The following is a 13,817-nucleotide window of genomic DNA, read 5'->3' on the forward strand; positions in this document are numbered from 1 at the left end:
CTTACAACGGAATGTTGTCGTGTTTCTTCCACGGGTTCTCCAGCTTTTTGCCCCGCAGGGAAGCAAATGCGCGGCAGACCCGTTTGCGGGTGTTGTGGGGTTTGATCACCTCGTCGATGAAGCCTTTTTCAGCCGCCACAAACGGATTGGCGAATCTGTCTTCGTAATCGGCAACCCGTGCTGCAATCTTTTCGGGATCATCCAGTTCGGAGCGATAGAGAATTTCCACAGCACCCTTGGCCCCCATAACGGCGATTTCCGCTGTCGGCCACGCATAGTTGTAATCGCCCCGCAGGTGCTTGGACGCCATCACGTCATAGGCCCCGCCATAGGCTTTGCGCGTAATCACAGTCACTTTCGGCACGGTTGCTTCACCATAGGCAAACAGCAGTTTCGCACCGTGTTTGATCACGCCGCCGTATTCCTGTCCCGTACCGGGCAAGAAGCCGGGCACGTCTACCAGCGTCAGAATCGGGATCTCGAAGGCATCGCAGAAGCGTACGAAACGGGCAGCTTTGCGGGAGCTGTCAATATCCAGACAACCTGCCAGAACCATCGGCTGGTTCGCCACAACGCCAACGGTCTGGCCTTCCATGCGGACAAAACCGGTCAGAATGTTTTTGGCGAAATCTTCCTGAATTTCGTAGAAATCCCCCTCGTCCGCGATCTTGGTGATCAGCTCTTTCATATCGTAAGGCTTGTTCGGATTGTCAGGGATCAGCGTATCAAGGGAAACCTCATCCCGCGCCACATCATCAAAGAAGGGACGCACGGGGGCTTTCTCGCGGTTGTTAAGCGGCAGGAAATCAAACAGGCGGCGCACTTCCATGAGCGCTTCCATGTCATCCTCAAAAGAACCGTCTGCCACAGAAGATTTGGAGGTGTGGGTTTTCGCCCCGCCCAGCTCTTCCGCAGTCACCACCTCGTTCGTAACGGTTTTCACCACATCAGGGCCGGTGACGAACATGTAGGAACTGTCACGTACCATAAAGATAAAGTCGGTCATCGCAGGCGAATAGACCGCCCCGCCCGCGCATGGCCCCATGATAACGCTGATCTGGGGCACCACACCGGAGGCCAGCACGTTGTTCTGGAACACATCAGCATAACCCGCGAGGGAGGCAACGCCTTCCTGAATCCGCGCACCGCCGGAATCATTCAGACCGATGATCGGCGCACCATTGCGCACTGCCATTTCCTGAATTTTACAAATTTTTTCAGCGTGGGTTTCCGACAGCGACCCGCCAAAGACGGTGAAATCCTGCGAGAAGACATAGACCATACGGCCATTGATAGTACCCCAACCGGTAACAACGCCGTCTCCGGGAATTGTGGTTTCCTGCATCCCGAACTCTGTGCAGCGGTGAGCCTTGAACATATCGAATTCCTCGAAAGAACCCTCATCCAGCAGCACTTCGATCCGTTCGCGTGCGGTCAGCTTGCCTTTGGCATGTTGTGCATCAATGCGGCGCTGGCCTCCGCCCAGTCGGGCTTCTTCGCGGCGGTCTTCTAGTTGTTGCAGGATCGTATTCACGGCGGTTCCTCCGAATGGTGCGCAATTTGTACCGGAATACGCTAAGTTCGATCGCGCTGGAAGGAAAACCTCGCATATTTGCAAAGATATTTGCGAGGTAGATTATCAAATTGCAAATTAGCAAACCACTAAAAGCAACAGGCAAAGCCCCGCCCAAACCTGCACTGTAGAATTTATTTAATCACCCTGTGAAAAACCCGCTATAATAGGGCAACCCCATAACAGACAGGACTCTCATGGTTACAAGAACCGAAATCATCGACGGATTGCAGTTCGCCTTCCTGAACGGCAAAGACCCGATCAACACGACGGATGCAGCGGCCTACACAATGACTTATCAGTTTGCAGGCACATCCGCGCCCGCAGATTTGCCAACATCTGCGACATATGAAGGCTGGACAGAATTCAGCGCCACAGCCGAAGCCAGCTTCCGCGAGGCACTTGATCACGTAGAAACACTAATCAACGTTGAATTTGTCGAGGTCACGGGATCGGATGACCCTGACATGAACGTCGGATCTGTAACCATTCCGGGCACGACCGCGGGTGTCGGGGGATATTCCGCGGCAAGCTCGGGGGACAGTATCACCCGCTACGACAGTTATGTTGTCTATGACAACACGATCGAAATCAGCACGACGATGGATCTGATCCTGCATGAGATCGGCCATGCAATGGGATTGAAACACTCTTTCTCTTCCCCGACGGTGCCAGAGGGTTTTGACAGCAACAAATACACTTTGATGTCTTACACCGCCAACCCCGACAACGGGTTGGACAGTGATGCGATGATGCTGTTTGACATCCTCGCCCTTCAGGATCTCTGGGGCGCAAATGACGAAACCGCCCTCGGGGATACAACCTATATCGGTTCGCGCACCGATACGATTGATGCGGTCTGGGATGCTGGCGGGACGGACACATTTGACGGCTCTGCCCTGTCAGGTGGCGTAACACTCGACCTGCGGGAAGGACGTTTTTCCAGCTTTGAAACCACGGATGATGTGGTCATTGCTTATGACACAGTTATCGAAAACGCCATTGGCGGCGCGGGTCTGGACAAGCTGATCGGCAACGGCGCTGAAAACATGCTCTCGGGCGGCGCCAGCAAGGACAAACTCAAAGGCGGCGGCGGCGGTGACAGCATCGACGGTGGTGCCGGACGGGACAAGATCAGCGGTGGCCGCGGACGGGACGAGCTGTCAGGCGGCACGGGCAACGACCGGATTTCCGGTGACAAGGGCAAGGACAAGCTGACGGGCAACGGCGGAGCCGATACCTTTGTCTTTGCAAACAATGGTGGCAAGGACCGAGTTCTTGATTTCAAGGATGATGTGGACAAACTGAAATTCGACCATACCGATGTATCCAGCGTTGATGACGTTCTCGCCCTTGGAACCGACAAGAATGGCAATGCGGTGTTCACCTTCTCTGACGGGTTGGTCGTTACCGTGAATGACATCACTGTCGCGGGTCTGAGCAACGATATACTGATCGCCTGATCGCGCGATCCCGCCCCTGCGCACGGGATAATGCGCGGGGGCCACTACCCTTTTCCCAGACAAACCGAACTGACGCGCCGTAGCGGAAGCGAGCGGGGCGTTTGGCATGGACAGTTCCATTTCAGGGGAATAGTCAGGAATCAACCGCCGGTTTCGGGCCTATTTTCATCCCCGCAATACGGTGCTTTCCCGTTTCCAAAGGATACCCCCTTTGCATGTCTGTATTGCCTAAGTCCCGTTTTTTTGACCCGAAAACCCCGCCGACAATGGTTACACTGGTTATCTTCGCCTCTCTTGGCGCGATTTCCATGAACATCTTTCTACCTTCCATGCCAGCCATCGCGCAGCATTTTGACGCCAGCTATCTGGCTGTGCAATTCATGCTGTCGGGCTTTCTTTTAATGAACGGCATTCTGCAACTGTTCATCGGCCCCATATCGGACCGCTTTGGCCGTCGCCCGGTGGCGCTCTGGACTTTGGGAGCTTTTGTGATTGCCTCTCTGGTGTGCGCAAATGCGCCGAACACTACAATCCTGCTGACCGCGCGCACCTTTCAGGCGCTGGTGGTAAGCAGTTTTGTGCTCTCCCGCGCTGCCGCACGTGACATTGCGGGTAGCAAGGACGCGGTTTCCCTGCTCGGCTATATCGCGATGGGAATGTCGGTTGCACCTATGTTAGGGCCAACAATCGGCGGCTTCCTACAAGAGGCCTTCGGCTGGCGTGCGCCCTTCTGGACCCTGACGTTTCTGGGTCTGGCCGTGCTGGGGCTTGTCTGGCGGGATATGGGGGAAACCAACCTTTCGCCTTCGACCAGTATGGCCGCGCAGGTCCGCACCTATCCCGAATTGCTGACCTCGCGCCGGTTCTGGGGTTATTCCCTGTCCACCACATTTGCTTCCGGCTGCTTTTTCTCGTTGCTAGGGGGCGCCCCGTTCGTTGGCACCGTCGTTTACGGTCTCAGCCCGGGCGAACTGGGCCTCTACTTCATCTTTGCGCCTGCGGGTTACTTCACCGGCAGCCTGATCTCGGGCCGGTTTGCAAGCATTGTCGGCCTCTACCGCATGATCACTATTGGTGCCGGTGTCACCGTATTGGGCATGCTGCTGGCGCTGGTTTTGGTGAATGTCGGCTTTGACCATCCGGTGGCGTTCTTTGGCTGCACCATCTTCATCGGCCTTGGCAACGGAATGGTGCTGCCCAGTGCGTCTGCGGGGATGATGTCGGTCAACCCGCGTCTGGCAGGCACAGCGGCAGGACTTGGCGGCGCGATGATGACGCTGGGGGGCGGAGCGCTTTCTGCGATCGTTGTCCCATTCCTGAGCAAGGAAGCGGGCGCAACGCCGTTGATCCTGTTTACGCTCGGCTCTGCCACATTGGCGCTCATAGCGGCGCTCTATTCGATCCGCGTGGAATATCAGGTGCGCAACGCCGGTTGATCCGGCTTGCGCGAAAACTTTGCAAAGCATATCGTGAGCCTCAGCTAATTCGCAAAGTTAGGGGCCGAGATGCGCGCGCAAAAACTCTATGCAGGTGTGACCCTGCGCGAGACCCGTCAGAAACAGGGGCTGACCCAAAAGGATTTTGCCGCCAAGCTCGGGGTGTCCCTGCCCTATCTCAACCAGATGGAGAACAACCACCGCCCTGTCAGCACCACCGTTGTACTGGCACTGGCGCAGGAGTTCGGCTTTGACGTAACACAACTGTCTGTCGGGGAATCCGAACGGATCGTGGCCGACATGCGCGAGGCGCTGGCCGATCCGGTGTTCAGCACCACGCAACCGCCCTTGGCCGATATGCAATTGACAGCCTCCAATGCGCCAGCCCTTGCGCGGGCCTTTCTGGACCTGCATCGCGCCTACCGGCAGGGACAGGAGCGGCTTGCCTCATTGGATGAGGCTTTGGGCCGCGAAGACAGCGCGATCTCCCCTTCCCCGTGGGAACAGGTTCGCGACTTCTTCCATTATTGCGACAACTATATCGACAGCATCGACCGTGTAGCAGAGAATTACGCGACGCAGGCGAAACTCTCGGGCCCGAACGCCCTTGGCGCGGCCCACGACTGGCTGGCGGAAAAGCACAATATCCATCTGCGCACCCATAACACCGATGTGTTGCGCCACTACGATCCCGCAAGCCGCACCTTAACCCTGTCCGCGCAAGCGGCAACCTCGTCCAAACTGTTCCAGATTGCCCATCAGATCGCACTTCTGGAACACGACGACCTGTTGGAAGCCACGCTCGACTTTGCAAATTTCAACACGCCCGAGGCCCGCTCCATCTGCAAGATCGGTCTTGCGAATTACTTTGCTGGTGCGGCCACCCTGCCCTATGGACGTTTTCTGCAGGTCGCACAGGAAACGCGGCACGATCTGGAGCTGCTGGCCAACCATTTTGATGCAAGTATCGAACAGGTGGCCCATCGTTTGTCCACCATGCAACGCCCCGGACTGAAGGGTATCCCCTTTTACTTTGTGCGCGTCGATCAAGCCGGAACCATTACAAAGCGCCACTCCGCCACACGGTTGCAATTCGCCCGTTTCGGTGGGGCCTGTCCTTTGTGGAATGTGCACCGTGCTTTTGAAACACCCGGCCAGTTCCTGCGCCAGCTTGCGGAAACACCGGACGGGTTGCAATACCTCAGCCTGGCGCGGGATGTGTCAAAAACCGGCGGCAGCTATCGCGCACCGATCCGGCGTTATGCCATCAGTCTCGGGTGTGAAATCCGGCACGCCGGTGCGATGGTTTACGCAGATGATCTGGACATCACCAACCGGCAGGCCTTTGAACCCATCGGCATTTCCTGCCGGATTTGCGAGAGGCACAACTGCCACCAACGTTCAGTTCCACCGCTGGAGCGCCACTTGAAGGTGGACCCCAACAGCCGCGCCACACTGCCCTACAGCATCGGAGAAGCCTAGACCTTACCCGGCGCATCCCCGCCGTCGTCGCTAACGGTGTCATCCTCATTGTCTTTCGCAGCCGCGGAATGCTCCCGCTGCCCGTCAATGCCTGCATCCTCGGATGTGGTTGATGCGCCCTCTTCCTTTTCCGAACTGTCCTTGTCTGAGCTGTCCGAAAACTTCTTCAGATCATCGAGGTTCTTAATAAAGACATCCCGCTGTGCGAACGGAATTTCGATGCCTTCTTCGCTGAAGCGTTTGAAGATCTCGAAGTTCATGTCAGATTTTGCCGAAAGCATCCAGTTCACATCCCGCAGGATCGCGCGGATTTCAAAATCCAGACTGTCCGCCCCGAACCCCATGAACATGATCGCCGGACCCGGATCAAGCAGCACCATCGGATGGGCTTTTGCCACTTCCAGCAGAACTTTCTCTACATGTCGCGGATCGCTGCCATAGGACACACCAACGGGCACGCGCACGCGACCGGCCATACTGGAATGGGTCCAGTTCGTTACAGTACCGGAAATCAGATCGGCGTTCGGAATGACCACAGAGGCGCGATCGAATGTTTCCACCTCGGTCGAGCGGACCGAGATTTTACGCACGTAACCCGAATAGGTGCCGACTTCGATCCAGTCCCCTGCCTTGATTGGACGTTCGATCAGCAGGATGATACCGGAGACAAAGTTCGATACGATGGTTTGCAGGCCAAAACCGATACCAACCGACAGGGCACCAGCCACAATCGCAAGATTGGACAGGTCCAGCCCTGTTGCCGTAATCGCCGCCAGTGCTGCAAAGAAGATACCCACATAACCGGTGCCGGTGACAATGGCATTCTGCCCGCCGCTATCAAGCCGCGTGTTAGGCAGTACCGTGGTGCGCAGTGCCGATTGCAGGATACGGGTGATGGTGTAACCGATGGAAAACACCAGCACAAAGGTCAGGAAATCCGTCAGTGAAATCCGGTTTTCCCCGAACGATATCCCGTCCCGCGCCATCAGCCAGACCTCTTGCAGGTCCACCAGACGGGCCCCCCAGATCAACGCGAGGATCGGAAGGGCAATACAGATCATGATAAAACCGACGGCCACACGGAAGAGCGCACCGTAACGCTGGGATTCATCTTCATCCCCTGCGGAGGTTGCAGTGTTGCCGGTATAGCCGGTCAGCGAGCCAATAAGCCGGAAGAAGATATAAAATCCGGTGATCAGCAACAGGGAGGCGGCTGTAGAAAACACCAGACGGTTGCCGGCACTGTCGAAGCCGAGCGCCGCAAGAACCGGCCCCGCGATTCCGGCAGCCACACAAATATTGCCCATAATGGTTGCGACGCGTCCAAGGAACGGATTGCCGTTTTCCTGCTTCCCTGCAACCTGAGCCTCATTCGCGAGCACCCGTCCGATCCGGAAAAGTGCGATCCCCCCCACAACAATTAGCGGGAACGTCAGCGTTGGAATTGCGGCAAGGAATGCGGGGCTCTGCCCCGAGCCAACCGCAGCAGCATCCAGCATAGCCCGCAGCGCGAACATAAGACCAAGCGCAAGGAAAGATCTTTTCATCGGTCCGGTCAGAGACTCGTCGATCTCTATCAACGGCCCCTGATTGGAGGTGGCAACGAAAAGGGATCGGGCCAGCCAACTGGCAAAATAGAGCGAGAAACCGGCAATCCCGAGGCTGCGCAAAATAAAGTAACCGCGCAGATCGAACAGGTCGAGCAAGAGCAACGCCTGCACCAATACAAACAGTCCGAACGCTGGCAGAACCAGTTGTGAAAGCGATCCGATGAACCCGTAGAGCGCAGCGGTCCGCGCCGAAGCGTTGCGGCTGAAAAACGCCTGCACACGGCGCGACCACACCCGCGAACGCAGCAACAGGAGCAATGCAATTGCCAGCAAAACAGTAACCAGCATCAAGTTACCGATGCGCATGGAGGCACGGTTCTCGTTCGACAGGTTTGTTGTGACTTCGGCCCAGAGTTCCGCGTTGAACGTCACCAGCGCCGACAGCGCGGCGGTGATCTGGCGCGGATCAAGGGGGGACTCATTCTGAGCAACGAGACGGGCCGTACTGCGATGGCGCATCAGCTCGTCGATCTGGGTAATCAACCCGTCCGCCTGTTTGTAAAGATCTTCTGCGGCTTTTACCGGCGCTTTGGCCTTATCCAGTTGCTTGTTCAACTGGTCCCGCAATGCGGCGACATCTTCGGCCTCGCTTTCACCTTCGGCGGGTGGGGCGCCAAGGGCATCAAGCCGGTCCTGTACCGGTTCGGTTTTGGTCAGCGCCTGTTCTTTCAGCTCTGCTGCACTGCTGCGGAAACTGACGAGCTGCTTGCGCAACTGCTCCAGCGCCTCGTCCGAAGCTGTAGCGGATTCCAGCACTTCGTTAGCGCGTTCCACCGTGCTTTCGAAGGCAGGTTTGTCAAACGTCGTTTCAACAGTTTGTGCGAAAGCTGCCAGTGGCAAAACCACCAGCAGCACCAGAGTCAGAAATAGTCGCTTCATTGTGGTCCTATTCGAATACCGTCGGTATATCGGTACGTTTCTTTTCCAGCCAATGGGGGATTGGCAGACCTTTTTCGCGCAGGAAGGAAGGATTGAACAGTTTGGCCTGATACCGTGTGCCGTAATCACACAGGATCGTCACGATCGTGTGGCCCGGCCCCATATCCTTGGCCATACGGATGGCACCTGCGATATTGATGCCCGTGGAAAGGCCCATGCAAAGCCCTTCTTCCTGCAGCAGATCAAAGACGATATCAATGCCTTCCGCATCCGGAATGTTGTAGGCGTGATCCACCTTCAACCCCTCAAGGTTTTTGGTAATACGCACCTGCCCGATGCCTTCGGCAATGGAACCGCCTTCGGCCTTGAGTTCGCCGTGCACAAAATAGTTGTAAAGCGAAGCACCGTCCGGATCGGCAATGCCGATCTTTACGTCCTTGTTTCTGGCCCGCAGGCCATCGGCCATTCCGGCCAGCGTCCCACCCGAACCGCAGGCACAAATAAATCCGTCAACCTTACCATTGGTCTGCTCCCAGATTTCAGGTGCGGTCGTGTCGATATGGGCCTGTTTATTGGCCACATTGTCAAACTGGTTTGCCCAGATCGCACCGTTTGGTTCGGTCTTTGCAAGCTCGGCCGCCAGTCGGGCAGAGTATTTCACAAAGTTGTTGGGGTCACGGTAGGGTTTTGCCGGAACCTGCACCAGTTCGGCCCCTGCCAGACGGATCATGTCCTTCTTTTCCTGACTTTGGGTTTCAGGGATCACGATCACCGTCTTGAACCCGAGCGCCGAACCCACCAGCGCAAGCCCGATGCCTGTATTGCCGGCAGTGCCTTCGACAATGGTTCCGCCCGGACGCAACTCACCCCGCGCCATGGCGTCCTTGATGATACTGAGCGCGGCGCGATCCTTCACCGACTGGCCCGGATTCATAAACTCCGCTTTGCCCAGAATCTCACAGCCCGTTAGTTCCGACGCTTTGTTCAGGCGGATCAAAGGGGTGTTGCCAACGGCATGGGGAAGGTCTTGGTAAATTGTCATCAGAGGTATCCTTAAGACTGCTTCGTTCCTTGATACGCGCCGCCCCAAGCGGTTTCAAGCGGCGCTTGCCTCTCTGCGCAATCGTTCGCGATTGGCCCCGAGCCAATACAGGGAAAGCAACAAGGGTCCATTATCCGCCTCTCCACTGGCCACCAGAGCCATCGCTTCGTCAAAGCTCAGGATGTGGGTCTGTATATCCTCATCCTCGCTCGCCACACCATGTACGCCGCTTTGCGCATCTGACAAATCCACAAGCCCTAAAAAAGTAAAAAGATATTCTGTCAGGCAGCCGGGCGACGGATAGTAATTGGCAATTTTTTCCAGCCCCAGAAGGGTTAAACCCGCCTCCTCGATCATCTCGCGGCGGGCGACTTCCTCAACAGGTTCATCCCCGTCACAGCGCCCAGCGACCGGTTCCAGCACCCAAGGGTGGCAATCCCCGCGTACATAGGCAGCGGGGCGGAATTGTTCGACAACCACCACCTGATCGCGGATCGGATCGTATGGCAGCACCGTCACCGCATCAGCAGCACGCAGCACTGTGCGTTCAATTACCGGCGACATACCGCCGTCAAAACGGGGATGGCGCAAGTGGACATCCTCGACATCAAAGTAACGGGCATAGGGCAAGGCCCTGCTTTCCTGTTGCACTGCCCCGCGACGGAAGCCGCGCCTTACGGATACTGGAACTCTTTCATCTGATTTTTCGGCCCGCACGAACGAGCGCGCCCGCATCAGCAGACCCGCACGGTTTACGGGCGTGTTAAAAGCTGTCGGTCGGGAAAGAATCCGAGCCGTATCACGGGCGACGCAGGCCTCTACTGCACGGGCGTGAACGGTAAATTCTGCCGGTTCCGAACTATCAGACACAGGTGCGAAAACCGGACCAAAGGCGCCCGGAAATGATTTCACCTCTCCTGACAGACCATTGAAATAGCTGGAAAAAGGTTCGTCGACCGGATCATCGCACGGGATGGAGACACCTTCGCACTGCCCGCCCGCCACAGCAACCAATGCGCCATTGGCGTCAGGGCTGAAACCGGTAACGCGATCGGGTTGCCAGTCCGCATCAAGGCATAACGCCAGGGCGACATCACGGTCGGAAAGAAATACACGCATTCTGATTATTTTCGCTTTAAATTAGCGCCAGTGCTGGCTGGCCTGATAGGTGGCAATGCCGGATAACAGCCCGCCGATCAACAGTGTCAATCCGACACTGGGCGTGAGGGCGAGCACGACATACTCGAAAGTCGTCTCGATCCACAAAAGGGGAATTTCTACCGGATCCCGGGACCGGAACTGCCCGAGATTCGAGAACACAAACCGCCCCCCGAAAACGATCCCCGCCCCTATCAGCAACATCACCAAAGAGCGCAACCCGCTCATCGCGCCTGTCATATTGCTGTGCCCGGGACTGCGCCCAAGTGCGTACCAGCCAGCAAAAAAGCCGACGAGCGCGTTACCCAGAACAAACCGCAGGCCGATCGGCATTTCAGGATGTTCCTGTATGAAAACATAGGCGGCCACCACTGCGGTGAGCGCCAAAGCCAATCCCGCAATCAATTTTGCTGCTGTCGGCATTGCTGTCCCTTTTTTATTACTTCGGCCGTTGAATGGTCACTTGAGTCACGTCCGTTGTGCCATAGTGAAAGCCGGATGCACAGCTTGTCAGGTAGAAATCCCACATATTCTTGAACCGCTGATCAAAGCCCATCTGCATGATCTCCGGCCACGCGGCGTTAAAGGTCTCATACCAGCGGCGCAGGGTGATGGAATAACTTTCACCGAACTCGATTGATTTCAGATAGGACAACCCTGCCCGCTCCACCTCTGTGCGCAGCGCATTCGGGCTGGGCAGCATACCGCCCGGAAACACATGCTTCTGAATGAAATCAACGGTTTTCCGGTATTTCGGGAACAGTTCGTTGGCGATGGTAATGATTTGCAGGCTGGCATTTGCGCCCGGCTTCAGCCGATCATGTACCGCGTTAAAATACGTCGGCCAGTATTTTTCGCCGACCGCCTCGAACATCTCGATAGAAGCGATCCCGTCATAGCTGCCGGTTTCGTCACGGTAATCGCGCATGACCACATCGACCCGATCCGCCAGACCGGCCTCAAACATGCGTTTTTTGGCGAAATCATGTTGCTCCTGAGAGATCGTCAGACAGGTCATCCGCGCCCCGCGGGTTCCGGCGGCATATTCGGCAAATCCGCCCCAGCCGCAGCCGATTTCCAGAAGGTGATCACCTTCCTTCATGCCCATTTCATCACAAAGCGAGGCATATTTTTGAATTTGCGCCTTTGCCATATCTTCCTGGCCCGTCAGAAACAGGGCCGAGGAATAGGTCATGGTTTCATCCAGCCATTTGGAGTAGAAATCATTCCCGAGATCATAGTGGTAAGAGATATTCTTACGGGCCTGAGTTTTGGAATTGCCGCGCAGCCAATGGCGCAAACGTTCGTAATACTGGACCAGAAAACCACCCGGAAAGCCGTGGCCTACTTCTTCATTATTGGCAAAGACCAGATCCAGAAACGCCTGCAAATCCGGAGAGGACCACCAGCCTTCAAGATAAGCGTCGCTGAAGCCCATATCCCCTTCCCGTGCCAGACGGGTAAACACTTCATCGTTGTGGATTTCCACACGCGCAACGGGGCCCGGATCGGGAGCATTGACCTGAAACAGACGCCCGTCCGGCAACACAATCTCCAAAGTGCCGTTACGGATCTTCTTTAATTGGGAAAACGCCGCACCAAAATAGCGCGGCAAATCCTTTTGACCGTCTGTGGATGTAAATCCCTGCATCCAACTCTCCCTGTTATGAGACAGAGCCTAAACCAAGGTTTTTTGTCTGCCAAGCCTCTTGTTAACCAAGGGTTTACCCCTGTTCTCTGGCGCCTTTGTAGGCAGACAACGCGCGGTCCCGTCCTTCTTTCAAGGAGATCATTCGCTCCGGTCTGGGGGTGTCAGCCGTGATGTTCCAAGACCGTGGGATTGCGTTGTAAAAGTCCTTCGCTGGGCTGCGGCCCAGTTCATCCTCCCCCCCGTTTAGGTAGAGATCACGATAGTTCTGATTGCCGTCAAATTTCTCGCCTTGGGTTTCGGGATTGAACACCCGAAAGAACGGAGAGGCATCCGGCCCGCTGCCTGCCACCCACTGCCAGCCCATCGCATTCGATGCGGGATCCCAGTCGATCAGGGTTTCTTCGAACCACGCCTGCCCCACACGCCAGTCTGTCAGCAGGTGTTTGGTCAGATAGGACCCCGCGATCATGCGCAGGCGGTTGTGCATTGTGCCGGTGGCGTAAAGCTCGCGCATGGCGGCATCCACCATCGGTTCGCCTGTCATGCCACGGCGCCATTTTTCGGCATCATCATTGTCACCGCGCCAGTTGAAATCGTCCCATTCCTCGCGCCAGTTGCGGGTCAGCATGCGCGGCGTGTGATAGGCCAGATGATAGGCAAACTCGCGCCAGACCACTTCCTTCAGGAAATGCTCGGCTCCGGCTGCCCCCCGCTCCAGCGCCTGCTGTCCGCCGTGCCACAACCGGCGCGGCGCAATTTCCCCGTAAGTGAGGTTTTCCGACAGGCCGGACGTCACTTTGCGGTCGGGATAATCCCGCCCCTCCTTGTAGTCCTCTACCGGACCATCCAGAAAATCAGCCAGACGTTGCATGGCTGCATCCTCTCCGACACAGGCGTAGGCCCGCACCACATCCGCGCCGCGGTTCATGGCGGCCCCCATCCGCCAGTCTGCAAGATCTTCACTGCGGGGCCAGCTATCCGGCGCTGCGATTTCTTCGGGGGCTGGCAGGCAGGCGGCCACAGGCTCGTCTCGCACGGCACGCCAGAACGGACTGTAAACCTTGTAATAGCCGCCTGCTTTGGTTTCGACCTGCCAAGGCTCGAACAGCAGATGACCGGCGCAACTCTCCGCCGTGATCCCCTGATCTTTCAGGGCGGATTTCACTGCGGTGTCCCGCGCAATCGCATCCGGATCATAGGCGCGGGACCAGACCACCGCCGTGGCGCCGGTTTCTTCGATCAGCTCTTGCAGCACCTCCAGCGCATCGCCGCGACGCAGGATCAGGCGGCTGCCTGCTCCTTCCAGCGTTTTGCCGAATGACTCCAGACCGAGGCCCAGCCGCCATTTCGGCGCTGCGCCAAGGCTGGATACGCTGTCATCATGGATAAACACAGGGATGACCGGCCCGCCCGATGCAATCGCATGGGCCAGCGCGGGGTTGTCGGCCAGGCGCAGATCGCGCCGGACCCACCAAAGAACAGGAGCAGGTTTCGTCATAGTCTGAACTATACGCCAATCCCTG

10 protein-coding genes are annotated in these 13,817 nt (G+C 56.8%); 3 read left to right on the top strand and 7 right to left on the bottom strand.

Going from position 1 to position 13,817, the window contains the following annotated elements; genetic code table 11:
• Position 1 precedes the first annotated feature (1 nt).
• On the bottom strand, positions 2–1,534 hold the full coding sequence (locus C0U40_RS14745) for an acyl-CoA carboxylase subunit beta (protein ID WP_101656571.1): 1,533 nt from the start codon (positions 1,532–1,534) through the stop codon (positions 2–4).
• A gap of 236 nt (positions 1,535–1,770) precedes the next feature.
• Between C0U40_RS14745 and C0U40_RS14750 the strand changes: the two genes are divergently transcribed.
• The 3 genes from C0U40_RS14750 to C0U40_RS14760 all read left to right on the top strand — a co-directional run bounded on the left by C0U40_RS14750 (position 1,771) and on the right by C0U40_RS14760 (position 5,954).
• Positions 1,771–3,036, top strand: a complete 1,266-nt coding sequence (locus C0U40_RS14750) for a M10 family metallopeptidase (protein ID WP_101656572.1) — start codon at positions 1,771–1,773, stop codon at positions 3,034–3,036.
• 215 nt (positions 3,037–3,251) lie between these two features.
• Complete coding sequence (locus C0U40_RS14755) at positions 3,252–4,472, top strand: multidrug effflux MFS transporter (protein ID WP_101656573.1); 1,221 nt, start codon at positions 3,252–3,254, stop codon at positions 4,470–4,472.
• Positions 4,473–4,541: 69 nt separating this feature from the next.
• Positions 4,542–5,954 carry a helix-turn-helix domain-containing protein gene (locus tag C0U40_RS14760; protein ID WP_101656574.1) on the top strand — a complete coding sequence of 471 codons (1,413 nt, stop codon included), beginning with the start codon at positions 4,542–4,544 and terminating at the stop codon, positions 5,952–5,954.
• Here C0U40_RS14760 and C0U40_RS14765 read toward each other — a convergent pair.
• The 6 genes from C0U40_RS14765 to C0U40_RS14790 form a co-directional block, all read right to left on the bottom strand.
• Positions 5,951–8,443, bottom strand: a complete 2,493-nt coding sequence (locus tag C0U40_RS14765) for a DUF3772 domain-containing protein (RefSeq protein ID WP_101656575.1) — start codon at positions 8,441–8,443, stop codon at positions 5,951–5,953. The two genes, C0U40_RS14760 and C0U40_RS14765, sit on opposite strands and share 4 nt — an antisense overlap.
• Before the next feature lie 7 nt (positions 8,444–8,450).
• A complete protein-coding gene (locus C0U40_RS14770; protein ID WP_101656576.1) occupies positions 8,451–9,485 on the bottom strand; it encodes a cysteine synthase A in 1,035 nt (344 codons plus the stop codon).
• Positions 9,486–9,539: 54 nt separating this feature from the next.
• Positions 9,540–10,604: an NUDIX domain-containing protein gene (locus tag C0U40_RS14775; protein WP_101656577.1), complete on the bottom strand. Its 1,065-nt coding sequence runs from the start codon at positions 10,602–10,604 to the stop codon at positions 9,540–9,542.
• Between the two features lie 21 nt (positions 10,605–10,625).
• Positions 10,626–11,066: a TrgA family protein gene (locus tag C0U40_RS14780; protein WP_101656578.1), complete on the bottom strand. Its 441-nt coding sequence runs from the start codon at positions 11,064–11,066 to the stop codon at positions 10,626–10,628.
• A 16-nt stretch (positions 11,067–11,082) separates the two neighbouring features.
• A complete protein-coding gene (locus C0U40_RS14785; protein ID WP_101656579.1) occupies positions 11,083–12,294 on the bottom strand; it encodes an SAM-dependent methyltransferase in 1,212 nt (403 codons plus the stop codon).
• A 73-nt stretch (positions 12,295–12,367) separates the two neighbouring features.
• Positions 12,368–13,792: a cryptochrome/photolyase family protein gene (locus C0U40_RS14790; protein ID WP_101656580.1), complete on the bottom strand. Its 1,425-nt coding sequence runs from the start codon at positions 13,790–13,792 to the stop codon at positions 12,368–12,370.
• Between the last annotated feature and the right edge of the window lie 25 nt (positions 13,793–13,817).

Source organism: Neptunicoccus cionae (assembly GCF_002860325.1).
In the GTDB taxonomy this organism is placed as follows: domain Bacteria; phylum Pseudomonadota; class Alphaproteobacteria; order Rhodobacterales; family Rhodobacteraceae; genus Amylibacter; species Amylibacter lutimaris.